The 23,339-nt window shown below is 50.1% G+C and carries 28 protein-coding genes; 17 read left to right on the plus strand and 11 right to left on the minus strand.

Features of this window, described 5'->3' with window-relative positions:
- From yiaK to AC6R0L_RS17860, 12 genes are all read left to right on the plus strand, one after another.
- A partial coding sequence (gene yiaK, locus AC6R0L_RS17805; protein ID WP_500630010.1) for a 3-dehydro-L-gulonate 2-dehydrogenase occupies nt 1-686 on the plus strand: 686 nt, incomplete at its 5' end.
- Nucleotides 687-710: 24 nt separating this feature from the next.
- On the plus strand, nt 711-1,202 hold the full coding sequence (locus AC6R0L_RS17810) for a TRAP transporter small permease (RefSeq protein WP_500630011.1): 492 nt from the start codon (nt 711-713) through the stop codon (nt 1,200-1,202).
- Nucleotides 1,199-2,479 carry a TRAP transporter large permease subunit gene (locus AC6R0L_RS17815; protein ID WP_500630012.1) on the plus strand — a complete coding sequence of 427 codons (1,281 nt, stop codon included), beginning with the start codon at nt 1,199-1,201 and terminating at the stop codon, nt 2,477-2,479. Before AC6R0L_RS17810 ends, AC6R0L_RS17815 begins: the two co-directional genes overlap by 4 nt.
- Nucleotides 2,480-2,499: 20 nt before the next feature.
- A complete protein-coding gene (locus AC6R0L_RS17820) occupies nt 2,500-3,474 on the plus strand; it encodes a DctP family TRAP transporter solute-binding subunit (protein ID WP_500630013.1) in 975 nt (324 codons plus the stop codon).
- Between the two features lie 69 nt (nt 3,475-3,543).
- Complete coding sequence (locus tag AC6R0L_RS17825) at nt 3,544-4,236, plus strand: L-ribulose-5-phosphate 4-epimerase (RefSeq protein WP_500630031.1); 693 nt, start codon at nt 3,544-3,546, stop codon at nt 4,234-4,236.
- A 9-nt stretch (nt 4,237-4,245) separates the two neighbouring features.
- Nucleotides 4,246-5,073: a Cof-type HAD-IIB family hydrolase gene (locus tag AC6R0L_RS17830; protein WP_500630014.1), complete on the plus strand. Its 828-nt coding sequence runs from the start codon at nt 4,246-4,248 to the stop codon at nt 5,071-5,073.
- A 17-nt stretch (nt 5,074-5,090) separates the two neighbouring features.
- Nucleotides 5,091-5,582 carry a NanQ anomerase/TabA/YiaL family protein gene (locus tag AC6R0L_RS17835; RefSeq protein WP_500630015.1) on the plus strand — a complete coding sequence of 164 codons (492 nt, stop codon included), beginning with the start codon at nt 5,091-5,093 and terminating at the stop codon, nt 5,580-5,582.
- A complete protein-coding gene (locus tag AC6R0L_RS17840; protein WP_500630016.1) occupies nt 5,579-7,072 on the plus strand; it encodes an FGGY-family carbohydrate kinase in 1,494 nt (497 codons plus the stop codon). The genes AC6R0L_RS17835 and AC6R0L_RS17840 overlap by 4 nt, the downstream gene beginning before the upstream one ends.
- Entirely contained in the window at nt 7,065-7,709 is a 645-nt protein-coding gene (locus AC6R0L_RS17845; RefSeq protein ID WP_500630017.1) for a 3-keto-L-gulonate-6-phosphate decarboxylase UlaD, read from the plus strand. The genes AC6R0L_RS17840 and AC6R0L_RS17845 overlap by 8 nt, the downstream gene beginning before the upstream one ends.
- Nucleotides 7,710-7,716: 7 nt before the next feature.
- Nucleotides 7,717-8,475 (plus strand): IclR family transcriptional regulator, encoded by a 759-nt coding sequence (locus tag AC6R0L_RS17850; protein ID WP_500630018.1) that lies wholly within the window; start codon nt 7,717-7,719, stop codon nt 8,473-8,475.
- 9 nt (nt 8,476-8,484) lie between these two features.
- Nucleotides 8,485-9,354, plus strand: coding sequence for an L-ribulose-5-phosphate 3-epimerase (locus AC6R0L_RS17855; protein WP_500630019.1), 870 nt, complete (start codon nt 8,485-8,487; stop codon nt 9,352-9,354).
- Nucleotides 9,355-9,365: 11 nt separating this feature from the next.
- A complete protein-coding gene (locus AC6R0L_RS17860; protein WP_500630020.1) occupies nt 9,366-10,607 on the plus strand; it encodes an MFS transporter in 1,242 nt (413 codons plus the stop codon).
- A gap of 4 nt (nt 10,608-10,611) precedes the next feature.
- On the opposite strand, the gene AC6R0L_RS17865 is transcribed toward AC6R0L_RS17860, so the two are convergent.
- The 3 genes from AC6R0L_RS17865 to AC6R0L_RS17875 form a co-directional block, all read right to left on the minus strand.
- On the minus strand, nt 10,612-10,749 hold the full coding sequence (locus AC6R0L_RS17865; protein ID WP_500630021.1) for a hypothetical protein: 138 nt from the start codon (nt 10,747-10,749) through the stop codon (nt 10,612-10,614).
- A gap of 254 nt (nt 10,750-11,003) precedes the next feature.
- Nucleotides 11,004-11,609, minus strand: coding sequence for a beta-phosphoglucomutase family hydrolase (locus tag AC6R0L_RS17870; protein WP_500630022.1), 606 nt, complete (start codon nt 11,607-11,609; stop codon nt 11,004-11,006).
- A 116-nt stretch (nt 11,610-11,725) separates the two neighbouring features.
- On the minus strand, nt 11,726-11,860 hold the full coding sequence (locus tag AC6R0L_RS17875) for a hypothetical protein (protein ID WP_487902802.1): 135 nt from the start codon (nt 11,858-11,860) through the stop codon (nt 11,726-11,728).
- Between the two features lie 122 nt (nt 11,861-11,982).
- Between AC6R0L_RS17875 and AC6R0L_RS17880 the strand changes: the two genes are divergently transcribed.
- The gene (locus AC6R0L_RS17880; protein WP_500630023.1) at nt 11,983-12,909 is read left to right on the plus strand and encodes a D-2-hydroxyacid dehydrogenase; all 927 of its coding nucleotides are present in this window, start codon (nt 11,983-11,985) and stop codon (nt 12,907-12,909) included.
- A complete protein-coding gene (locus tag AC6R0L_RS17885) occupies nt 12,909-13,484 on the plus strand; it encodes a uracil-DNA glycosylase family protein (RefSeq protein ID WP_500630024.1) in 576 nt (191 codons plus the stop codon). Before AC6R0L_RS17880 ends, AC6R0L_RS17885 begins: the two co-directional genes overlap by 1 nt.
- A gap of 129 nt (nt 13,485-13,613) precedes the next feature.
- Here the strand turns inward: AC6R0L_RS17885 and groL are convergent, their stop codons facing one another.
- The 3 genes from groL to AC6R0L_RS17900 all read right to left on the minus strand — a co-directional run bounded on the left by groL (nt 13,614) and on the right by AC6R0L_RS17900 (nt 16,709).
- Nucleotides 13,614-15,257, minus strand: a complete 1,644-nt coding sequence (gene groL, locus AC6R0L_RS17890; protein WP_500627458.1) for a chaperonin GroEL — start codon at nt 15,255-15,257, stop codon at nt 13,614-13,616.
- Between the two features lie 72 nt (nt 15,258-15,329).
- Nucleotides 15,330-15,620, minus strand: coding sequence for a co-chaperone GroES (locus AC6R0L_RS17895; RefSeq protein WP_334554749.1), 291 nt, complete (start codon nt 15,618-15,620; stop codon nt 15,330-15,332).
- Between the two features lie 204 nt (nt 15,621-15,824).
- Nucleotides 15,825-16,709: a LysR family transcriptional regulator gene (locus AC6R0L_RS17900; RefSeq protein ID WP_500630025.1), complete on the minus strand. Its 885-nt coding sequence runs from the start codon at nt 16,707-16,709 to the stop codon at nt 15,825-15,827.
- A gap of 108 nt (nt 16,710-16,817) precedes the next feature.
- On the opposite strand from AC6R0L_RS17900, the gene AC6R0L_RS17905 reads away from it, so the two are divergent.
- The gene (locus tag AC6R0L_RS17905) at nt 16,818-17,120 is read left to right on the plus strand and encodes a putative quinol monooxygenase (protein ID WP_487902810.1); all 303 of its coding nucleotides are present in this window, start codon (nt 16,818-16,820) and stop codon (nt 17,118-17,120) included.
- Nucleotides 17,117-18,094, plus strand: coding sequence for a Gfo/Idh/MocA family protein (locus tag AC6R0L_RS17910; protein WP_500630026.1), 978 nt, complete (start codon nt 17,117-17,119; stop codon nt 18,092-18,094). The genes AC6R0L_RS17905 and AC6R0L_RS17910 overlap by 4 nt, the downstream gene beginning before the upstream one ends.
- A 78-nt stretch (nt 18,095-18,172) precedes the next feature.
- Here the strand turns inward: AC6R0L_RS17910 and AC6R0L_RS17915 are convergent, their stop codons facing one another.
- The 5 genes from AC6R0L_RS17915 to murB form a co-directional block, all read right to left on the minus strand.
- The gene (locus tag AC6R0L_RS17915) at nt 18,173-18,505 is read right to left on the minus strand and encodes a DUF3135 domain-containing protein (protein ID WP_500627455.1); all 333 of its coding nucleotides are present in this window, start codon (nt 18,503-18,505) and stop codon (nt 18,173-18,175) included.
- Nucleotides 18,506-18,687: 182 nt separating this feature from the next.
- Entirely contained in the window at nt 18,688-19,812 is a 1,125-nt protein-coding gene (locus tag AC6R0L_RS17920) for an LPS O-antigen chain length determinant protein WzzB (RefSeq protein WP_500630032.1), read from the minus strand.
- A gap of 123 nt (nt 19,813-19,935) precedes the next feature.
- Nucleotides 19,936-20,568: a helix-turn-helix transcriptional regulator gene (locus AC6R0L_RS17925; RefSeq protein ID WP_500630027.1), complete on the minus strand. Its 633-nt coding sequence runs from the start codon at nt 20,566-20,568 to the stop codon at nt 19,936-19,938.
- A complete protein-coding gene (birA, locus tag AC6R0L_RS17930) occupies nt 20,565-21,533 on the minus strand; it encodes a bifunctional biotin--[acetyl-CoA-carboxylase] ligase/biotin operon repressor BirA (RefSeq protein ID WP_500630028.1) in 969 nt (322 codons plus the stop codon). The genes AC6R0L_RS17925 and birA overlap by 4 nt, the downstream gene beginning before the upstream one ends.
- Nucleotides 21,530-22,645: a UDP-N-acetylmuramate dehydrogenase gene (gene murB, locus AC6R0L_RS17935; RefSeq protein ID WP_500630029.1), complete on the minus strand. Its 1,116-nt coding sequence runs from the start codon at nt 22,643-22,645 to the stop codon at nt 21,530-21,532. The genes birA and murB overlap by 4 nt, the downstream gene beginning before the upstream one ends.
- Nucleotides 22,646-22,828: 183 nt before the next feature.
- On the opposite strand from murB, the gene AC6R0L_RS17940 reads away from it, so the two are divergent.
- Nucleotides 22,829-23,260 carry a GNAT family N-acetyltransferase gene (locus tag AC6R0L_RS17940; RefSeq protein WP_500630030.1) on the plus strand — a complete coding sequence of 144 codons (432 nt, stop codon included), beginning with the start codon at nt 22,829-22,831 and terminating at the stop codon, nt 23,258-23,260.
- Nucleotides 23,261-23,339: the final 79 nt, after the last annotated feature.

Consider the following 23,339-nt stretch of genomic DNA (forward strand, 5'->3'; position numbering starts at 1 on the left):
GCATTGGTATGGTCGGGATGCGCAATTCAAACCACTGGATGAGAGGCGGGGCCTACGTATTAAAAATGGCCAGAGAAGGCTTTGCCGGTATCGCGTCCACCAACTCTATTGCCGTCATGCCAGCATGGGGCGGCAAAGATCATCGCTTAGGTTCCAACCCGCTGATTATGGCGATTGCGGGCGATCCTCCTGTTGTTGTGGATTGCTCGATGACGCAATTCTCTTATGGCCAATTGCAAAACTTCGTCCTCGCAGACAAAGAGCTCCCTGTGGTTGGCGGTTTTGACGACAACGGTGAGTTGACCAAAGACCCTCATACCCTTTGGGAGAACAAACGTCTTCTACCAATGGGTTTTTGGAAAGGCTCCTCGATGGCTATCGTGCTGGACATGATGTTGACGGCCATCTCTGGTGGTTACTCCGTTCCCGCTCTGACCGAGGACATGGGGGGCGAGTTCGGTGTATCACAATTTCTTATCGCCATTGATCTAAGTAAAACCATGGACAAAGGTCGATATGCGCAAGAAATGCAGCGTATTCGCGACTATGTTCTGGCCTCTGAGCCCGCGGAAACCGGCAACGTCATGATCGCAGGATCAGAGATCAGCAATTTCATCAAAAAGCATGAAGCTGCAGGTGGTATCGAGATCAACGACGGCATTTGGCAACAAATCACGTCACTTTAGTTCGCTTAAGGTGAGGAAAGCGTTATGCAAAGTGTATTCAAGAGCATATGGAAATCGATAGACGTTCTCATGGCCATTATTATGGCGTGCATGATTGCGCTCGTGTTTACCAACGTGGTATTGCGCTACGGTTTCTCTTCTGGTCTTCGTCCCTCTGTTGAACTCTCTCGCCTTGGGCTTGTGTGGATTGTCATGCTTGGCGCTGCGGTTGTGCTGCGCCGAGGTGAACACCTAGCTGTTTCTGAGTTTTCCGAACGCTTAATGCCCAAAGCTGTGCCTGTATTAAGACGTCTGTGTTGGTGCATCGTCTTGATCGCTGTAGGCATGCTTTATGTCGGCGCTTATCGACAAATGATGGCGAACTGGTCTGATATTTCTCAATTGACAGGTCTGCCATCGGCGCTTTTCTACTTAGCCGGTGTCATCTCTGGAGGATTAATGGCTGTCATCGCTTTCGTCCGTATTTTCAAACCAGATTGGCAACTCGATGATGCCAATGAGGAGAGCCCACTATGACTCTCGCAATTTTCTTATCTGTCCTAATTATTTCCATCTTGCTCGGCCTTCCTGTTGCCTTTGCCTTGCTGTTGGCCTCGATGGCGTTGATGGTCAATATGGACTTCTTTAGTGCCGACATCTTGGCTCAGTCGCTGATCAATGGTGTTGATAGCTTTACCCTACTGGCTATCCCGTTTTTTCTCATCGCGGGAGAGGTGATGGCCTCGGGTGGTCTATCACAAAGGATTGTCCGTTTGGCATCGACGTACGTCGGTCACCGTCAAGGGGGGCTGGGTTACGTCGCCATCATGACATCGGTCCTACTGGCTGGTTTGTCTGGCTCTGCTGTGGCCGATGCGGCAGCACTCGTCAGTATCCTCTATCCGATGATGAAAGCCGCCAAGTACCCAGAGGCGCCGTCAATGGGGCTCCTTGCTTCAGGCGGTATTATTGCGCCAGTCATCCCCCCATCGATCCCTCTTATCCTCGTTGGGGTGGCCGGGGGTATTTCGATAAAAAACCTTTTCTTAGGTGGGATTGTACCTGGTCTCCTAATGGGTATGACGCTGATGTTCATGTGGCGCATGACCGTACGCAAAGAAAAGCTAGAGACCAGTCCGAAAGCAAGTAGAGAAGAAAAACGCGCAGCGTTGAAAGACGGGACTTGGGCGCTATTGCTACCGATCATCATTATTGTCGGTATTCGCTTTGGTATCTTCACGCCGACAGAAGCGGCCGTTGTCGCAGCCGTGTACGCCATCTTTATTTCAACCTTTATCTACAAAGAGCTGACCTTAAGTAAGTTCTACCATATTTTACTTAATGCTGGCCGTTCGACCGCCATGGTCATGTTCCTAGTCGGCTGTGCCATGGTCGCAGCATGGTTGGTGACGGTAGCGCAACTGCCTCAGCAACTTGTCGAATTGCTCGGTCCACTGGTTGACAGTCCTAGATTGTTGATGGCGGTGATCATGCTGCTCGTACTGTGCGTGGGCATGGTCATGGACCTCAGTCCAACCATATTAATATTGGTTCCACTCTTTATGCCTGTCATCAAAATGGCAGGGATAGACCCCACGTATTTCGGGCTTTTGTTCGTGATTAACTGTTCGATCGGCCTGATTACGCCTCCCGTAGGCACCGTACTGAACGTCGTATGCGGTGTAGCGAGAGTACCTATGTCGACAGCCGTTAAAGGAGTCCTACCCTTTATTGCTGCCTACATGGCGCTGCTTGCTTTGTTTGTCATCTTTCCAAGCATCATCACTGTACCAATGTCGTTCGTCATTGGTTAATCCCTAACGGAGAAACAATAATGAAAACCCTACTTAAAACAACACTAATCGCATCCACTCTGGCACTTAGCTCCAACGCGTTTGCTGCCACCACACTCAAACTCGCGCACGCAGCGCCAGAGTCAGATCTGCAACAAGAGATGTCTCTATTTTTCAAAAAAGAAGTCGAGGCACGCTCGAAAGGTGAGTTGATCGTGAATATCTACCCTCAAGGGCAGTTGGGCAGTGACAAACAAATGATCGATGGCTCGCGAGCAGGCATCGTGGACTTGGCCATGGTGGGCTTGAACAACTACAACGGTCTAATGCCAGAATCAGCCGCTTTCACGCTGCCATTCATGTTCCCTGATCGTCAAACCGCATACAAAGTGCTTGATGGCGAGCCTGGTCAGGAAGTGTTGAAGCGCTTTGAAGATTTTGGTCTGAAAGGGTTGGGTTACCCAGAAAATGGTTATCGCAATATGACCAATAACAATAAACCGATCCGAGTCCCAAGTGACGTCAAAGGTCTGCAGATGCGTGTCAACGGTTCAAAAGCCCTGAACGACATGTTCAATGAACTCGGCGCCAACCCACAACAGCTGCCTGTTTCAGAACTGTATACCGCGCTCGAAACCGGTGTCGTGGACTCACAAGATCACCCTATTTCCGTCACCCTCTCTTTTAAGTTTGATGAGGTTCAGAAGTACCTAAGTTTGACTCAGCACGCATACTCACCTCTTGTTTTAACGATGAATCTACGCAAATTCAACGGCTTGAGTGCCGAAGAGCAGAAGATCATCGAAGAAGTATCGGCAGAAGCGGTCGCAATGCAACGTAAGCTCAGCATCGACAAGGAAGATCAAATGATTGCTCAGCTTGAAGCCAATGGCATGGAAGTGAACCGCGATGTCGACGGTAAAGCGTTCCAAGAAGCGATTCAGCCAGTGTGGAGTGCCTATATCAAACAAAATGGCGACACTATGATCAACAAGATCAAGCTCGCCGCTCAATAACGTCAGTGCGCCATCGCTCACATCAAGAGCGATGGCCTCCCCCAACAATGGACAGCGATAACCATGACTATGTATCAGGAACTGAAAGAAAGGGTACTCAAAGCGAACCTTCTGTTACCCAAATATGGATTAGTGACGTTTACCTGGGGAAACGTCTCTGAAATAGACCGCACATTGGGCGTCATTGCCATTAAACCATCGGGCGTTGAGTACGACGTAATGGGCGTGGACGATATTGTGGTGATCGATTTAGAAGGTCAACGCATTGAAGGTACTCTCAACCCTTCCAGCGATACCGCGACCCATATTGAGCTTTACAAAGCCTTTCCTAATATCGGCGGGATCGTCCATACCCACTCTCGCAACGCGACGATTTGGGCACAAGCTGGGAGAGACATACCGGCACTAGGCACGACCCATGCCGACTATTTCTATGGTGATGTGCCATGTACTCGCCTACTGACCAAAGCCGAGATTGAGTCCAATTATGAACGCAATACCGGCACAGTGATTATTGAAACATTCCAGCAACGACAGATTGACCCGCTCGAAATGCCAGGTGTCGTCGTCGCAGGCCATGCTCCCTTTACTTGGGGAAAAAATGGGGCTGATGCGGTGCACAATGCGGTCGTGATGGAAGAAATCGCAGCAATGGCAACGGCAACACGTGCCATCAGTCCGGAAGTGGCGATTCAACAAGAGCTGCTCGATAAGCACTACCTGCGTAAGCACGGTAAAAACGCCTATTACGGGCAAAAGTAAGGAGGCGCTATGTATTCATTGTTGGCACTCGATTTGGACGGAACCGTTCTAAACTCCAAGCACGAGATAAGCTCGCCGCTTGTTGAGGTTATCCAAGCGCTTTCGAAAAAAGTCCACACGGTGATCGTCACCGGTCGACACCACGTTGCGGCGAAACCGTACTACCAGCAATTGGGCCTCTCTACGCCCATTATTTGTTGCAATGGTACGTACGTGTATGACTACAAAACAGACACTGTGCTTAGTGCCAACCCGATCGCCAAACCAAATGCCGAGACCTTCATCACGCTCGCACAAGACTACCAACTCAAGATGGTCATGTATGTGCGTGATGCGATGCTCTACTCACAGCACAACCCCGTCGACTACATGCACGCGCTTGAACAGTGGTCTCACCAATTTCCAGCAACGGACAGACCGAATATCTTCAAAATACAGGACTTCCATGAAGAGATGACAAAAACCGAGCATATTTGGAAGTTTGTCGTCGAAGGCGACGTCGACCACTTTTTGTCGTTGCCTTTTGTCCGTGACAACTTTAATGGGGAGCGCTCCTGGCATGACCGCGTCGACTTTGCGTCCAAGGGCAACAGCAAAGGGAATGCCCTCAAGCGCTACATCGAACCTCTAGGGCTTACCCTGGCTGAGTGTGTTGCCGTGGGCGATAACCACAATGACATCTCTATGCTCACCCAAGCCGGGTTAGGGATCGCCATGCGCAACGCCAATGATGCGGTGCAAAATGTCGCCACGCTCGTCACCGATGGCGACAACGACCATCCCACCAGTCTTGCGCATTTACTGTCGTCTGTTTTTCATCACAAAGCGTCTGTGTAAGCGCAAGGAGCCTATTTATGTTAGTTGGTCAACTCAAACATTCAGCCTGCGCCACCGGCTATCCCGTCGCGATTCAACGCCTTTTAGCCACATTAGATAGCTTGGATGTGAAAGCCCTCCCCGCAGGTCGCCATACATTACCTGGATTTGATGAAACGAAAGCCTGGTTTGTGATCCTCGACTACGACAAGGCACCGATTGACTCGTTTCTTCCAGAAGTGCACCGACATCACAGCGATCTACAAATCGTCCTCGAAGGCACGGAGATGATGGCATGGGCCCTGGATAACGGCACCCACACCTACGCCGAACCCTATCAGGCAGAACGTGACCTGCAGTTCTATCAACGACAAGGCATCGAGCTCAATTTGCTGCGTGCCCGTCCGGGCCACTTTTATCTGTTTACACCTGAAACCATCCACATCACCAATATTGACGATGGCGACTCACGCCCGGTGCGCAAACTGGTGGTCAAAATCCATAATAGTCTTCTGGAGTCCACATCATGAACCACTACATAGGCATCGATTCCGGCGGTACGTTCATGAAAGCCGCGCTCTACAATGCCCAAGGCAAGCAACTTGGCCTGGCCAGGGTCTCAGCCAGCGTCATCAATACGCAAAAAGGTTGGGTGGAACGTGATCTCGACGCATTATGGGGAGACGCCGTCAGCGCCATCAGGCAGTTACTCGATACCACACTGGTTTCGCCCGAGACAATCAAAGGGATCAGTATTTCCGCACAAGGCAAAGGCGTCTACCTGCTAGACCGGCATGGTAATAACCTCGGTCACGGCATTATGTCTTCTGATGCTCGCGCCTTGAGGATCGTAAAAAACTGGCTCAATGAGGGAAAAGCGGAAGCGATTTACCCGACCACATTACAAACTTTATGGACAGGGCACCCCGTTTCGATTCTTCGTTGGATCAAAGAGAACGATATCGAACGTTACAATAACATTGGCTCCGTTTTAATGTCTCATGACTATCTGCGTTATCGACTGACTGGCGAAGTTTATGCCGAGCTCACCAACATTTCGGAGAGCAACTACTTCAACGCTCACACGGGTCAATACGACCGTTCATTACTCGAAACCTTTGGTATCGAAGAGTTATTCCACGCACTCCCACCCATTGTTTCGCCTTCACAGCTTGCAGGTAAAATCACTCAGTCTGTCGCCAGGGAAACCGGACTGCTCGAGGGCACGCCCGTGTATGGCGGTTTGTTCGATGTTGTGTCGACCGCAGTCTGCTCGGGCATCAATGCGTCTGCTCACGCTCTGAACTACGTAATGGGAACATGGGCTGTGACGTCAGGCATCGCCACAACTGTGACAGAGCAAGCGCACAATTTTGTCTACGGACACTATGTCATAGATGGCGAATACATTATTCATGAAGCCAGCCCTACGTCTGCCGGCAATTATGAGTGGTTCTCTGAATACTTGGGCGACAATGGCGTCCTCAACCATACCGAAAACCAAGCTCTCGTCTCACAACTTGAGCCCGCTAGCAGCAGCGTGTTTTTTGTCCCGTTTCTCTATGGTTCCAATCAAGGGTTGGGTCTCAAATCTGGCTTCTACGGTCTTCAGTCTCACCACACAAAAGCGCACCTCATCCAGGCCATCTGGGAGGGCATTCTCTTTTGTCACAATGTCCATTTAGAACGCATGCGTATGCGCTTTCCTCACGCCAAGGTTTTAAAAGTCACAGGAGGGCCTGCGTCAAGCCCAGTTTGGATGCAGATGCTGGCGGATCTCACCGGTATGACGGTAGAAATCTCGGCAATCGACGAAACTGGCTCACTGGGCGCGGCCATGATGGCGATGCTGGGGGCGGGTGAGTTTCAATCTTTGACCGAATGCACCGCTGCACTCACCGGGAACAGCACGCGTATTGAACCCAACAAAGAGAACTATCAACGTTATCAGAACAAGTTCCGCCGCTATCAACACCTCGTTCAGCTCTTTAAACAATTTGAGGACGACATTCATGCCTAAACCGCTATTGCAACTCGCGCTCGACTCTACCGATCTGTATCAAGCGCTCAGCGCCGTTGAACCTATCGCCGAACAACTCGATGTCATCGAAATTGGTACCATTCTGGCTTTTTCACATGGTGTTGGCGCCGTGGAAGCTGTTAGAAAACGCTACCCCAATCACCTAGTTGTTTGTGATATGAAAATCACCGACGCCAGTGCGATATTGACGGAAATGGCGATGGAAGCGGGCGCCGATTGGGTGACAGTGAGCGCAGCGGCACATATCGAAACCATTCGTTCAGCCAAAAACGTCACCGATAAGTTTGGTGGCGAAGTTCAGATAGAGCTCTATGGCCATTGGACTGTCGACGACGCCCAGCAATGGCTAGATATGGGGATCACTCAAGCTATTTATCATCGTTCTCGTGACGCGGAGCTAGCGGGTGTGAGCTGGACCGCAGAAGACCTAAATAAAATGCGGATTTTGTCGGATATGGGAATTGAACTCTCCATAACTGGTGGTATTGTGCCTGACGATCTGCATTTGTTTAAACACCTGTCTGCCAAATCTTTCATTGCGGGTAGAGCCTTAACGGGTGCACAGGGCAAAGAGATTGCTGAGCAATTTCATTCTGAAATAGGAAAATATTGGTAACGCGCGTATGAGTGAGCAAATTAAATCGTTGTCGAAAGCTTTGACTGTATTGGAATTTTTGGGTCACTACCCAAACGGAGTTTCACTACAAAAAGTAGCCGAGGGCACTGGATTTAACAAATCGTCTGTTCATCGCATTTTGTCCACATTCGAAGAGTCCGGCTACGTGGCTCAAATGAGCTCAGGCAAAGCCTATCGACTGACAATGAAACTGCTTCAACTTGGTCATGCCGCAATGAACTCTGATGTGACGGGTGCCGTCAAGCCTTTCCTATCTGAACTGCTGGATGACATCAATGAGACGGTGAACTTTCTCGCCTTTGATGCCGACAACATCATCTTCAAAGACAAGTTTGAACCCGTCAATGCCGCATTTCGCACACGCACCTACGTGGGCTTGCATTCTCCTATGTACTGCTCCGCCGCTGGAAAATGCTACTTGGCATTTAGTTCCGACCGAGTACGTGAGACTTATTGGCAACGCAATGTCAGTACCATGCGCCCACTGACCGAAAATACCATTCTCGATAAAACACAATTTTTCGAGGTATTGGATACGATCAAGGCTCGAGGTTACGCATTGGACGATGAAGAGAACGAGGCCGGCATTTCGTGTGTCGCTGTCCCCATCTTCGATAACAATCATACGCCCGTCTATGCCGTGAGCGTCTCGTCCCTCACTCCAAAAATGAAAGCATTGGGATACGACGTTATCGCGTCGAAAATCAAAGACATCACGACTCGAATCGAGCAACAACTTTTTTAAGGAAGTCATATGTTCAGCTCAAAAAACAAATTCAGATTAGGTATTTACGAGAAAGCAATGCCCGCGTCACTTTCATGGGAAGCGCGCTTAATGAAGGCAAAAGAAGCGGGGTTCGATTTCGTCGAGATTTCCGTCGATGAAAGCGATGAACGCAGAGCACGATTGGACTGGAGTGATGACGAAGTCTATGCATTGCGACGCCTTTGCGAACAGCACGCCATGCCTTTGCAATCCATGTGTTTGAGCGCTCATAGAAAGTACCCATTCGGGTCAATGGATGATCGCATCCGAGACGAATCACTTCGTATTATGGAGAAAGCGATCGCTCTGGCCTACAAACTCGGTATTCGATGCATTCAAATGGCCGGCTATGACGTCTTTTATGAGGAACAATCGCAAGATACCCACCAGCGGTTTATCGACGGCATGAAGCAAGCGGTGAAAATGGCCGAGAGAGCTGGGATCATGCTTGGCGTTGAAATCATGGATACACCTTACCTCAACTCACTGAGCAAGTTTGAGGTCCTCAAACGTGAGATCCCGTCGCCTTACTTTATGGCCTACCCTGATGTCGGCAACATCTCCGGTTGGAACTATGATGTCTGCACGGAGCTAAAGCTAAGTAGAGACCATATCGTACAAGTTCACCTAAAAGATACACTTCGCGTCTCGCCCACTTGCAAAGGCCAGTTTCGCGACCTAGTAATTGGACAAGGTGAAGTTGACTTTAACGGTATTTTCAAAACCTTAGCTGAGATTGACTATCAGGCACCGTTTGTGATCGAAATGTGGGCACAAAACGAGCACTGGTTTGATGACATCCTTGAAGCCAAGGCAACACTGAAGCGTATTGCGAATGAGGCAGGGTTGGCACTCTAAGGGAGAAGGCGATGAAATCCGTGCGAATAAAGGATGCGCCTTTAGCGTTACTTTCATCGATCTTTTTCATTTGGGGACTGATTACCGTCTGCAGTAATTCACTGATCCCACACTACAAAGAGGCATTTGATCTCGACTACAAGATGGCCATGCTCTTTCCCATGGCCTTCTTTATCACCCGCATCACCGTTTCATTGCCGACGTCCTTAGTCATGCTCCACTTGGGCTACAAAACCACCTTGAAATACTGTTTGATCGGGTGCTTATTCGGTTGCCTTTCAATGGCGTATCTAGTGCGCGAGGAAACGCTCATAACGACCGTGTTGGGGATTTTACTGATGGCATCAGGCATTTCCGCCATCCAGGTCGTAAGCTCTCCCTATGTATCCCTACTCGATAGGCCAGAAAAAAGCGTCCTACGCCAGAGTATCGCCACCGCATCAAACTCAATCGGGACCGTGCTTGGTCCTTTAATATTAGCTGCGGTTATTCTTATCGCCACCACGTTTGGGTGGACGCAGACAGCGGAGCACGTCTCCATTTTATTCGTCTGTATCGCCACGTACTTCGCCGCTTTGATTGTCTGTTTTCACTCTATTCACTTACCCGATATTCAGCCCGGCAAAAAAACCAAGTTTCGACACGGCATCTCTGCGCTGTATCACAATCAATCATTTCGAACGCTCGCCATCGCGCTGACCTTGTACGTCGGCGTAGAAGTCAGTTTCGGTACTTATACAATTTCCTACCTCGCAGATGAGGCCTATGGGCAGATAGGTTTAGTATCGGCAACACAATGGATTACGTGGTATTGGATGGGGATGTTCTTGGGGAGGGTGGGTTTCGCTCGGCTGGGCGCCAAGGTAAATGTCACGCGATTGCTGACCTGCTGTTGCGCGCTTGCCATACTCATCAGCGTGTTTGCGATGACCATTCATCACGTCAGTATTGGGTATCTTATGCTCAGTGTCGGTTTGTTAAATGCCACACTTTACCCAATCATCTACTCTAAGGCACTTCACGCTGCCGGCGCTTACAGAGAGCAAGGCGCAGCTGTACTTATCATGTGCTCTATTGGCGGCGTACTTTTACCGTTGATTCAAGCAATAGTGATCGACGCTTGGAACTTACACACTAGCTTCATCGCTCCCGCCATCGCTTACCTAGCGATGGTCGCTCTGTATTACAAAGCGCAACACCATAAGTCTGCTTTAGCCCGCACGGCACAAAATGAAGCGGGCGATCAACGTTAGTCTCTTAGACCCAAGCAGATGCTAGGAAGAGAACGAGTGCGCTCATAGACACAGCCGCTTTAACAAAAAACATAAACTCATCAGCGATCATTGATTTCATAGGCTCTTCATTTTTTTCAGAAGTCATAACTGTCGTGTTCATACTTAACCCTTGTACTGATTATGTGATCTATGGTTAATTTTGCTCCAATTTGTGACATTAGTCAATCAAATCTGTACTTTTATTACACAGAGCAAGGTCAAAAAATGCAACGACAGGCGTGAAATACCTAAGCCGGTAATTATATTACATAAACGATGGTGCGCGCCCTCGAAGGCAACATCCGCCTTTTCACTTGATGTGTTTGACGGGTGCTCTCGCGAAACGGGCGCAATACGATAGGTGTGAAGTCGAGTCTATGGACGTCTCGCCGGAATAAATTGCACCACGGTGCCATTCTTTACCATGTAGCAATCCATGCCTGCTCGTGTTGCCGCCTGTTGACCAATCAGTGTATCTTCGAAAACGACACAGCTTGCAGGAGGTAGCGACAAGTTCTGAGCCACCTGAAGAAACGTATCTGGATGAGGTTTGTGGTTGACCACATCATCTGAAGTGACCAATGTTTGGATATAGGAAGGAATCGATGTGGTGGCTAAAATCGCGTTGGCATGCTTAGCCTGCGATCCAGTGCCAATACCCACTTTCTTCGTGTTCGCATAGCGCTTTAATAGTGAGAAGGTCCCTTCTATCACTTCGCCTTTGTGTTCAATCGCTTCATAGTTGGCCGTTTTATCCGCCGTGATCATGGCAGGATCCAACGTCAACTCGTACCGTTTTAACAGTTCGAGTGTCACCTTCCTTGATGGCATGCCACCCAGGCTATCAAGCCAAGGCTTGTCATAAGGGATAGAGAAGGTTTTACACGTTTTCTCCCACGCTGTCGCATGAGCGATCATGGAATTGACTAAAGTGCCATCTAAGTCAAAGATGATACCTTGGTAATGCGTTAAATCGGGCATCTGCTTCCTTATCATTAACGTTGATGACGATCGAACCAAACGGCGAAACAACCGATAGAAAACACCGAGGCGAGGATCATTAGCATCGCGAGAGTAAAGTACGTCATCTTAAGCTCCTACTGTTTTCTTTTCGCATTGTCACTGATACGCTTCTCTAAACACGCGATCAAACGTTCCGAATTAAAGGTAAGGAAAGCGACGGCGCTGCCTATCAGCAACATCACCAGCAGAAAAATCGTCGTCGTACTCATATGGCCTCCGAGCGCGAGATTGATTGAGTCACCATTGTCAGTGTAACGGGTATCATCAAATAAAACCAATGGATAGATAAGTCATTGTTCGCCCGCCAGACGATATCAATAAGGATGTTTCCATGACCTTAGCTTCCCACAATGTCTACCTGTTGACTGAGCACAACGAGCGCTATCAAGCGCTACTCAATGCGTTGAATTTACCGGATCTCACGTTCACGCAAGACAAAGCCGAAGCGACGATCTTGCTGGCCGCGCCGCCGATGGCCGCTAAAGCCATGGATCAATTTCCCAACCTAGAGTGGATTCAATCTATCTATGCCGGTGTCGATGCACTGGTGCCGCACTTGCAAGACTTTGAAGGTGTGCTGACTAACGTGAAGGGCATATTCGGTCAGCAGATTTCGGAGTATGTGCTCGGTTATGTGATTGCCCACCAGCGTCATTTTGCCCACTATCAAAGCGAGCATAAAAAAGCGCAATGGACGCCCAAGCCCTACAGCTCTTTAAATGAACTCAATATGGTCATCCTCGGCACCGGCTCGATTGGTACTCACCTCGCCCAAAGTGCCAAGGCACTGGGCATGCGCGTCTCTGGCGTGAATCGCAGCGGGATCCCTAGTAAACACTCGCCCTTTGATGCGCTCTACCATGTGCAAGAGCTAACGACTGCGCTGGCGGGCGCGAATGTGGTGGTCAACACCCTGCCCAACACGCCGGACACTCAGCATATTCTCAACCATCAGACCTTAAGCCACTTAGACCAAGCTTTGCTGTTTAACGTTGGCCGAGGCGCCGCGTTAGATGAACATGCGTTGATTGAAGCCATTGAGCTAGGCTGCGTGCAGCATGCGTTTTTGGATGTGTTTGAGCAAGAGCCACTGCATGGCGAGCACCCATTTTGGTCTCACTCTCATATTACCGTCACGCCTCACATCGCTGCGCTGAGCTTTCCAGAGCAGGTAGCAGAGATATTTGCCGAAAACTACGCGAGATGGCGTGACGGGTTTCGTTTGCTGCATGTGGTGGAGCCAAAGCGAGGCTACTGATGCTGGATTCACTGCTGAGCGAGATTCGCGCCTGTCGCCACTGCGAGGCGCACCTGCCGCTGGGCGCCAACCCGGTGATCCAAGCCCATCAGGATGCCAAGCTAATGATTATCGGCCAAGCGCCGGGCACCCGTGTTCATCACAGCTCCATTCCATGGAATGACCCTAGTGGCGACCGGCTGCGAGATTGGCTAGGCTTGGACAAGACTCAATTCTATGACGCCAAGCACATTGCGATTATGCCGATGGGGTTGTGTTATCCCGGCAAAGGCCACTCTGGAGATCTGCCCCCGCGCAAAGAGTGTGCGCCAATGTGGCATCAAAAGGTGCTTGAAGCGCTGCCCAATATCGGCATGACACTGCTAATTGGCCAATACGCACAGCGCTACTACCTCTCAGACAAACCCCGCTCACTCACCGAGACAGTCAAACAATGGCAAACTTGGGCGCCCCACACGCTCCCCCTGCCTCACCCTTCACCACGCAATACTTTATGGCTAAAGCGCAACCCGTGGTTTGAGGCGGAGGTAGTGCCTTATATTCGCCAGTATGTGCATAAGCATTTGAACATTTAACATAGGTTTAAAGTGTGAGGTTGTCAGTCACTCAAAGTCGATTTTGAGCAAAAAAAACGGAGGCCGAAGCCTCCGTATGATGCCTCGCTTGGCGCGAGACATCTCTTTCAACCAGAAGGGTTGGGATGATTACATCATGCCCATGCCACCCATTCCGCCCATGCCGCCCATATCAGGCATAGCTGGTGCCTCTTTTTGTGGTAGGTCGGTGACCATGGCTTCAGTGGTAATCATAAGACCTGCGACAGACGCTGCGAATTGAAGTGCAGAGCGAGTCACTTTCGTTGGGTCTAGGATACCCATCTCAATCATGTCACCGTATTCGCCAGTTGCCGCGTTGTAACCGTAGTTACCTTCGCCAGCGCGAACGTTGTTCGCTACAACAGACTCTTCATCACCGGCGTTCTTAGTGATTTGACGGATTGGCGCTTCCATCGCGCGAAGTGCCACGCGGATACCGACGTTTTGCTCTTCGTTATCACCTTCAAGGTTCGCCACTTTCGATGCTGCGCGAATAAGAGCAACACCACCACCGGCAACCACACCTTCTTCCACTGCCGCGCGAGTCGCGTGCAGTGCATCTTCAACACGGTCTTTCTTCTCTTTCATTTCCACTTCTGTCGCTGCGCCCACTTTGATCACAGCCACACCGCCGGCAAGTTTCGCCACGCGCTCTTGAAGTTTTTCTTTGTCGTAGTCTGAGGTTGCATCTTCGATTTGCTGACGAATCTGCGCCACGCGACCTTGGATCATCTCTTGCTCACCCACGCCATCGATGATGGTGGTGTTTTCTTTAGTGATGGTCACGCGCTTCGCTTGACCTAGGTCTTCTAGCGTTACTTTTTCTAGCTCTAGACCGATCTCTTCAGAGATGACCGTACCGCCAGTCAAAATCGCGATGTCTTGCAGCATCGCTTTACGACGATCGCCAAAGCCTGGTGCTTTCACTGCCGCCACTTTCACGATACCGCGCATGTTGTTGACAACCAGTGTCGCCAGCGCTTCACCTTCGACATCTTCTGCAATGATAAGCAGAGGACGAGACGCTTTTGCTACTGCTTCTAGCGTTGGAAGAAGCTCGCGGATGTTGGAGACTTTCTTGTCGATCAGAAGAATGAATGGGTTTTCTAGATCAACCGAGCCCGCTTCTTGGTTGTTGATGAAGTAAGGCGATAGGTAGCCGCGGTCAAACTGCATACCTTCTACAACATCGAGCTCATCTTGCAGTGCTTGACCTTCTTCTACTGTGATCACGCCATCACGGCCCACTTTTTCCATCGCTTCAGCAATGATGTTACCTACGGTTGCGTCAGAGTTGGCAGAAATCGTACCGACCTGTGCAATCGCTTTGGTGTCTGAACAAGGCACAGAGAGCGCTTTAAGCTCTTCTACAGCAGCGGTCACGGCTTTGTCGATGCCGCGCTTAAGATCCATTGGGTTCATACCCGCTGCAACCGCTTTTAGACCTTCGTTAACAATCGCTTGTGCCAGTACGGTCGCGGTAGTGGTACCGTCACCTGCCGCGTCGTTTGCTTGAGACGCGACTTCTTTGACCATTTGTGCGCCCATGTTTTGGAACTTGTCTTCCAATTCAATTTCACGCGCAACAGAAACACCATCTTTGGTGATGGTTGGTGCACCGAACGATTTGTCCAGTACCACGTTGCGGCCTTTAGGGCCCAGCGTCACTTTTACTGCGTCAGCCAGAACGTTCACACCTTCTAGCATTTTAATGCGTGCATCGTTACCAAATTTTACGTCTTTAGCAGCCATCTTTATCTTCCTTTCTAAATTCGATTGATTTTGTTAGTTGGGATTCAGAATTGAATTACTCAACGTTTGCTATTACTCAACGATAGCCATGATGTCGTTTTCAGACATGATCAGAACTTCTTTACCGTCGACTTTTTCGGTTCTTGTGCCGTAGCCTTCAGCAAAAATCACCGTATCACCCACTTTAACGTCTAGAGGCTGAACTGAGCCATTTTCTAGAATGCGGCCTTTACCCACAGCGAGTACTACGCCGCGAGTCGATTTTTCTGCCGCAGAACCAGTAAGAACGATGCCACCGGCTGACTTAGATTCAACTTCTTGGCGTTCTACGATAACTCGGTCGTGTAATGGACGAATGTTCATCGGTCGTCTCTCCTGATAATTTCCATTTAGGTTTGATAACGCCCTCACAGCATTGGCTCTGAGGCTTTAAAGTCTTGTGCTGACTATTTCAGTCGCGTGCTAACTATATGTGGGATGGTTTGGGTAAACCCAAGGGGGAGAGATGAAAAATTTGTGATCGAGGTTGAAGAAGTGGTGGGTTACCCACGTTCGGACTTCTCATGGTTATGTTTTGGCGTTTACCGCTGCAACGACAAAATCAACAAAGGTCCGGTTTTTGAGTGACAAATTTTTGGAGCGATACAGCAGGTGTATCGGCTTAGCTTTAGGAACGGCATCTTGCAGGATCTCCATCAACTGGCCGGACTCAATTTCTGGCTCGACCAACAGCTTCGGCTGCAACAGAACACCACATCCTTGGATCGCCGCGAATTTCAATACGTCACCATTGTTTGAGGCAAGCCTAATACGGCTTTGATCAAAGGTACTAGTGGGCAGATTCATCACTTGTTGGCTTTCACCTTGGTGATAGTGAAAGCCCAAACAGCAGTGATGTCTGAGATCTTCCAATGATTGAATCCGTCCATGCGCGTTGAGATACGAAGGCGCGGCACAATAGGTCATCGGATAATCGCCTAGCTTTCTTGCAACCAGTGAAGAGTCCACCAGTTCACCTATGCGGATAATGACGTCGGCATCCGTTCGAAACGGGTCAATCAGGTTATTGTCGAGCAACATTTCTACATTGATATCAGGATGCTCAGAGAGAAAGTCGGCGACGATCGGCGCCAATACCGTCTTTCCATAGGTGACAGGACAATTCACTTTGACCGTACCACGGGGCCGATTGATCAGCGTATGAATCAAATTTTCGGCGTTGGCGATGTCTTCAATAATCCGATGGCACTCTTGGTAGTAGAGTTTGCCCGCTTCGGTGAGTGACTGTTTTCGGGTGGTGCGATGAATCAATTGTGTCCCTAAACTTTGTTCTAGAAATCGAACATGTTTGCCGATCATGGTAGGAGACAAGTCGAAGTGATGCGCTGCGCTGCGAAAACTGCCCTGCTCAACCACGCAGGCAAAGACTTTCATACTGGTCAGCTTGTCCATTGCGCACCTATAGTTAATAAAGAATAAACTAGCGGAAAGTTTATCAATTAGAACGCGTCAATTAAAGTTGACCTTGAACATCCAAAGCCAACAACACAGAGACCACTCATGAGCCAAACGATTTTTGTCACCGCTGAGCTGAGAATGAATGCTGACCAACCAAGAGCGACGGTTATCCAAGCCATCGAGCAATTTTGCCTTGATATGCAAAGTGAAGCCGGCTGCCTACAAGCAATGGCGACGTACGATGACAACATGCCACAACGAGTGATTTTGTGGGAACGTTATGAGAATCGTGCGGCTATTGAAGCCCATTTCACTATGGCCCATACCCGCGCATTTATCGCTTCGGAGATGACCGAGTTGGTTCAGGCTTTTGAAACACAACAAAATGGAGCGCAGGTATCATGAAATGGGGCATTCTTGGGACCAGTTTTATCTCTGGCGTGATGGCAGAAGCCATTAAACAGGATAGTCAAAGTGAACTGTACGCGGTAGCGGGGCGCTCTGAGAGCAATCTAGCAGCCTTTGCCAAGCAGTACGGGATTGCAAACACATTCACAGATTACGACGCGCTACTGAGTGATGAGCAAGTCGATATTATCTACATTGCCTTGCCGAACCATCTTCACCATGACTTTATTATTAAGGCGGCTCAACAAGGTAAAGCGATTTTGTGTGAGAAATCGCTTTCCATCGATATGGAAAAGACGGAACTGGCGCTACAAGCGGTCAAAGACCATCAGGTGTTTTTCGCCGAAGGCTTGATGTACCTGCATCACCCTTTGATTCAAGAGCTGGTTACCATACTCAAATCCGGTGAGATTGGTGAACTGCGCTCGATTCATACCTCTTACATTGCCTCCATCGCCCAGTTCGTCAATCCAGACAGCAAAGGGGCGATATACAACCTTGGTTGCTACCCAATCTCGTTACTGTACCTGGTTGTGAAAACCCTGCTGGGAGAAGACGCTTTTGCGAATCGTTCTCTCAAGGCCATCAGCCGAAGAGGCGCCGACAACAACATCTGTGAAACCACATTGTTGATGAGTTTTGGCGACCACCACACCGCCACCGTACACACCGCTGAAGATCATGGTTTGAAGCATCACTTCACAATCCTTGGCAGTAAAGGCTGTATAACCATGGAAACTAACCCCTGGCTTCCCGCTCAAGACAACCGAGTCAGTGTGGAAATCTATGAGACCTCTAAGCGCGACGTGACGGTAACAGCAGAAGGCGACGCGTTCTTGTATCAAGTACGCCAGGTGCGCCGTGCCGTAGAATCCGGACAAAAAGCGCTGCTCAGCCCTTGTGCCAACTGGCAAGACTCCTACAACATTATGCAATTGTTGACGGAATGGGAGAGTCTCGGCGACGCTTGATCCGCCAAGCCCCCTCTCTCCAAAACGGGTGACTCAAACACCCACTCTCAGATCGGCGCAGAGTCGACGCAATATCGCTCAGCGCCACGCATCAAATGGAATGACCTCTGCCTTTTGTTGGGGTTCAAGCAACGTATCGGTATCAAGCGCTTGCTGGAATTTGGTCATTTGCGTGACGAGTTCACGCATGAGGACAACATTGGTGTGATTGGGGTTTTTACAACGGCTAACGACCAGGTCAATGTGACTTTGCTGTGCCCAGAGCCTAGCTTGCATTGGCTCAGACGCCGCGCTGATCATTTCCTCGCAGATCTCTTTTTTGAGAGCGACAAACGCATCGGGATTCTTTTGCGCCAGTTCGACCAGTTCATCGAACGGCGGCAGTTGCTGAAAAAGCGGTGAAGTGTCCATGTGCGCCTCCTTGCCTCACCCATCAAACGTTAAGAATAGGTTAAAAAGTCAGCGATAAAAAGAGGGGGGAGGGGGGAGTCTCATTAATGAGAGGGTGGTGGGTGGTGGGTGGTGGGTGGTGGGTGGTGAAATGATGAGAGGTTGACAGGATGTGTCAACCTCTCGGGGAGAATGATACGTTGTTATTGTGTCTCTTCTTCGCGGCGGAAGGCGAAACGGACGAGAACAATAGCCACGCCCAACATGCCGCCGAGGAGCGTGCCGAGTACAGCAATGAGAGGACGCTTAGGCTTATCTCGGCTGATCGGTTGCTCAATATCCTCTAGGAAACGGAAGGTTTGGAATTCGATATTGCGGTCCACTTTCAGGTTCGCCAACATATCGAGTTTCGCATCGATTTGTTGCAAACGAGGCTCTACCACACTGAGGTTTTTCACCGACTGGAGTGCGGCGACTTTGGCTTCTAACGCTTTCGTCCCCATGTCGATGGCAAAAATTTCACTATCCCCATTGGTTTGGATCGGTGTATCAACGCCTGCTGCTTTCGCAATACCGTAGGCGTATTGTGCCTTTTCCGCTTCCACTTCTATCCGGTTTTTGGCCTGCGTTTCAAGAATGCGCTTTTGCTGAGCCAGTTCATCACGCTTGGATGACACCAGCGCTTGCAAGTTATCAAGGGCATCTTGGTGTACTTGCTGTTTAATGATACTTAAATATTCGTTTAGGAGCGTAAAACTGCTCTCTTTGGTTGTAGACTGCAGTGAAATGTTATGTGGACTGATCACCTGGGCCTTTTTATCCACCGGTGTGGCGACAATCTTTTCAAACCACGCAGCGTAAAGGCGCTGCATCGCTTCTTTCTCTGCATCCTTATCTTCAAACGCACCTAGTTGGTCTTTGAATGTTTGAAATTCACTACTGCCATTTAGAAATTGGCGCTTGTTATTACTGGAGTTAAACTCGTCGACAAAGCTTTGGAACAGGAGCTCCGTATCCACTAACTCATCCAAAGCTTCGCTCACCAATACCGTACCGTCTTCCTGGTAGACATCGAATACCGGTTGGAACTGCTTAACCTGCTGACGGTAAGCAGTGATATCTTGAAGTTGAGGCCTTGTTACCTGTGCTTTGGATGACCACCATTGCTGAGCGGTAAACGCATAAATCACCGCACCCACCGCAAAGACCACCGTGGTTAAGATGATAATTAACTTACCGTCCCACAGCGCTTTAAATAGCTCTCTTAGATCAATTTCATCGTCGTTTCGAAAAGAAGGAGGAACTTGAGGTGAATACTGCTGATTCATCAATGGTTGCTGGTTTTGCCCGCTCACGCTTAATCCTTTGTGCAAATTAGAGTTGTCATTTATTGGGCAAGATTAGCATAGAGTGGTTGTGGGGACTAGATGCCAGTGCCTAGTGCTGAATCTTTAGTTCCTAGTTTCTAGTGCCTCTACAACCCTATACCTACACCGTCTCTCCCCCCGCACAATATGCTCCGTCCTCTCAATATGACACTCTGGACCAAGCAGTTGGCGAAAGATGTTCAACTCCGATTGACACAAACTGGGGCAATGGGTCGCGGCGCGGCAGATGGGACAATGGTTTTCGGTGAACAGATAACCGCCGTCGCAGGCTTCGAAATCGGCCATGTAGCCCTCTTGCTCGCGGATCTCAACTAGGGCTTGAAGCTTGGCTTCCAGCGTCTCGCAGCCGTGCATACGCGCTTGATAGTGCGCCAAGGTTTGGCTTTCTCGATCAAGGGTCACTTTTTCTACCCCTTCGAGGCCATACAGACGCTCTACCGCGTCGATGACTTGAATCGTCAGCTCTCCATGACGATCGGCAAAATGGCGATGGCCTTTCGCCGTTAAAGACCAGTGGCGCGTCGGCCGTCCCACTTTGACGCGGATATCTTCAATCGCCAGCAAGTTGTCGTCTTCCAACGCTTGCAAATGCTGACGCGCGCCCATGGTTGTCATATCCAGCAGATCGGCAATCTGCTTGGCGGTCACGCGGCCTTCGCGTTTGATGATGTGGAGTATTCGCTCACCCGTTTTCATGCGCCCCTCAGACTCACTTCCCCACCCACATACTCTTCTACCCCTTGCTCTGTCTCAATCAACACCGCGCCTTGCGCGTTGATGCCCCTTGCAATGCCATACACCTCTCTTGGCCCCATAATGAGTTTTATAGGACGACCGAGAAAGTTATCCAACCGGTTCCAACGCTCGACAAAACCGTTCATCCCTTGCAGTTCATAATCAGACAACGCACGGTGCAGGGTTTTAATTAAGGTGATCGCCAATTGATTGCGATCGACGCTTTCCCCGGTCACTTCAGAGAGGGAGGTCCAAGGCTGGGTAATCGCCGAGGTGGAGCGCTCGCTGCCCGCGGCCATTTGCAGGTTCATGCCCATGCCAATCACAAGGTTGGCCGCGCCGCCCGCTTGACCGGACATTTCGACCAAGATCCCGGCGAGTTTTTTGTCTTGGTAATAGAGATCATTGGGCCATTTGAGTTTCACACCGTCAATCCCGAGGGCTTCGAGCGCTTCGACAATCGCCACGCCGACCACTAAGCTCAGCCCCATCGCGGCGGCCATGCCAGCATCGAGACGCCAAAACATCGAAAGATAAAGGTTAGAGCCAAACGGCGAGATCCATTCTCGGCCGCGGCGGCCGCGCCCTTTGGCTTGGTATTCTGCTAAGCAGACCGCGCCTGAAGTTAGGCTGTCCGCTTGATTGAGAAGATGTTGATTGGTCGAGTCAATAATCGGGATCAGCTCAAGTGGCGTCGCCACGCCGGCTTTAAGCACGGCTTCATCAAGCAACTGCATTGGTTTGGCCAACTGGTAACCTTTTCCCTGCAGGCGAAAGATGTCGACGCCCCACTCTTGAATGCCTTTAATGTGTTTACTGACTGCTGCACGGGAGATGCCCAGCTGCTCACCGAGCGCCTCACCCGAATGGAATTGACCATCACTGAGCTGGCTCAAGAGCGTGAGTTTGGTGTGGTGCTCTTTCATCGCATCTCTCCTTGCACTGCGCTATCGATGGACAACTTCGCCGCGCTGACTCGCCCCTCTTCCAGCAGCGTTTCAAGGCGCGTCTCGCCTTGTGGCCCCATAAAGCGCACTTCGTGCTCCAGCGTGACACCAAAGGTTTCTTGTACCTTGGCGCGCACGGTCGCGGCGAGTGTAAGCACATCATCGGCGCTGGCATCACCGGTATTCACTATCACCAAGGCTTGATTCGGGTGCACTTGCGCGCCGCCAATGCGATGCCCTTTTAGCCCGCATTGGTCAATCAGCCATCCGGCGGCGAGTTTCATCGCGCCTTCACCTGAATCCCCTGCGGGATAGGCCACAAGCGTTGGAAACGCGGCGCTTAACCTTTCATAGTCTGATTTGCTCACGACGGGGTTTTTGAAAAAACTGCCGGCGTTGCCTTGCACGCGCGGATCGGGGAGTTTTTCTTGTCTAACGCGGCACACAGTATCAAAAATCTCTTGAGCGGTGACGCTTTCACGCGCAAAACCTTGCAGCGGGCCGTAAGCAATATTGGGCTGCCACGCTTTGGCGAGCTTTAAGCCAAGCGCCACAATCACCACTTTTTGGTATAAATCGCGTTTAAAAATCGAATCACGATAACCGAACTGGCACTCTTGCGCACGCATTCGGCGCACTTCAAAGCGTTCAAGACAGAGCACATCCACGTATTCGCACACATCTTGTAGCTCTACACCGTAAGCGCCAATGTTTTGAATCGGCGCACTGCCCGCACAGCCCGGAATCAAGGCCAGGTTTTCTAACCCATCGTAGCCAGACTCCACACACCACTTCACCAGTGCTGGCCAATCTTCCCCTGCCTCAATATGCAAATGCCAATGCGTGTCGCTCTCTTGCACGGTTTTGCCGAGCAAATGATTGATGATCACCACACCTTGATACGGCGCGGTAAACAGCATATTGCTGCCCTTACCCAGCATCAGCTTAGGCAGTTCTGCATACGCACGGTTTTGATAGATATCGATAATATCCTGCTGCGTGTGAGCTTCAATCAGCACCTCACAGGTTTGCGCGATGGCAAAGGTATGGTGGCAAGCGAGGTTGGCGTGGGTTTGAATGGTTTCAGGCATGGGTGTCAGCATGGATAAGGTTGGGTGGTTGACAGGTGTTGATATTCTACTCGATGGGGGGGGGGAGTTCCTAGAGGGGAGTGCCTAGTTCCTAGAGGGGGAGTGCCTAGTTCCTAGTCTCTAGTTCCTAGAGGTGGTGGGTGGTATTATGGGATGAGGTAGAGCGATGGCAAGGAGTTTGGGGTGTTTTCAAAGATTGTTGAGGTTGAGGCGATGAAGCTGCCGCTGGTGAACCGCTTGTATAAAGCGCACTATCCGGCGGGTAAGGCGAAGAGTGATGAGTTGGTGATTGCGGGCTATATCGGCACCGAAATCGCGGCGGTGGTACGCTTTCGAAGCCTTGCTGAATATCGCTTATTGACCGGCATGCTTGTGGTGCCTAATCATCGAGGCCAAGGGCAGGGTCATGCGCTGCTTGAGTATTGCCAAAAGCACATCCTCGGCCCACACGACTACTGCTTTGCCTACCCTCACCTCGAAGCTTTTTACGCCCAACATGGCTTTACCACGCTCGATAAATGCGCACTGCCAAATGATGTGAAGAATCTGTTTGAGCGTTATGTGCGGGGTAAACCGCAATTAGTGGCGATGGGGAATTTAGAGGCGAGTTCCTAGATCCTAGTTCCTAGAACCTAGAAGGGAGTGGAGAGACACGAACCAAGATCATAGTACCTATTGCCCAGCAGCAAACCTT

The sequence above is a fragment of the Vibrio sp. R15-SG3-ISO1A genome, from assembly GCF_059833955.1.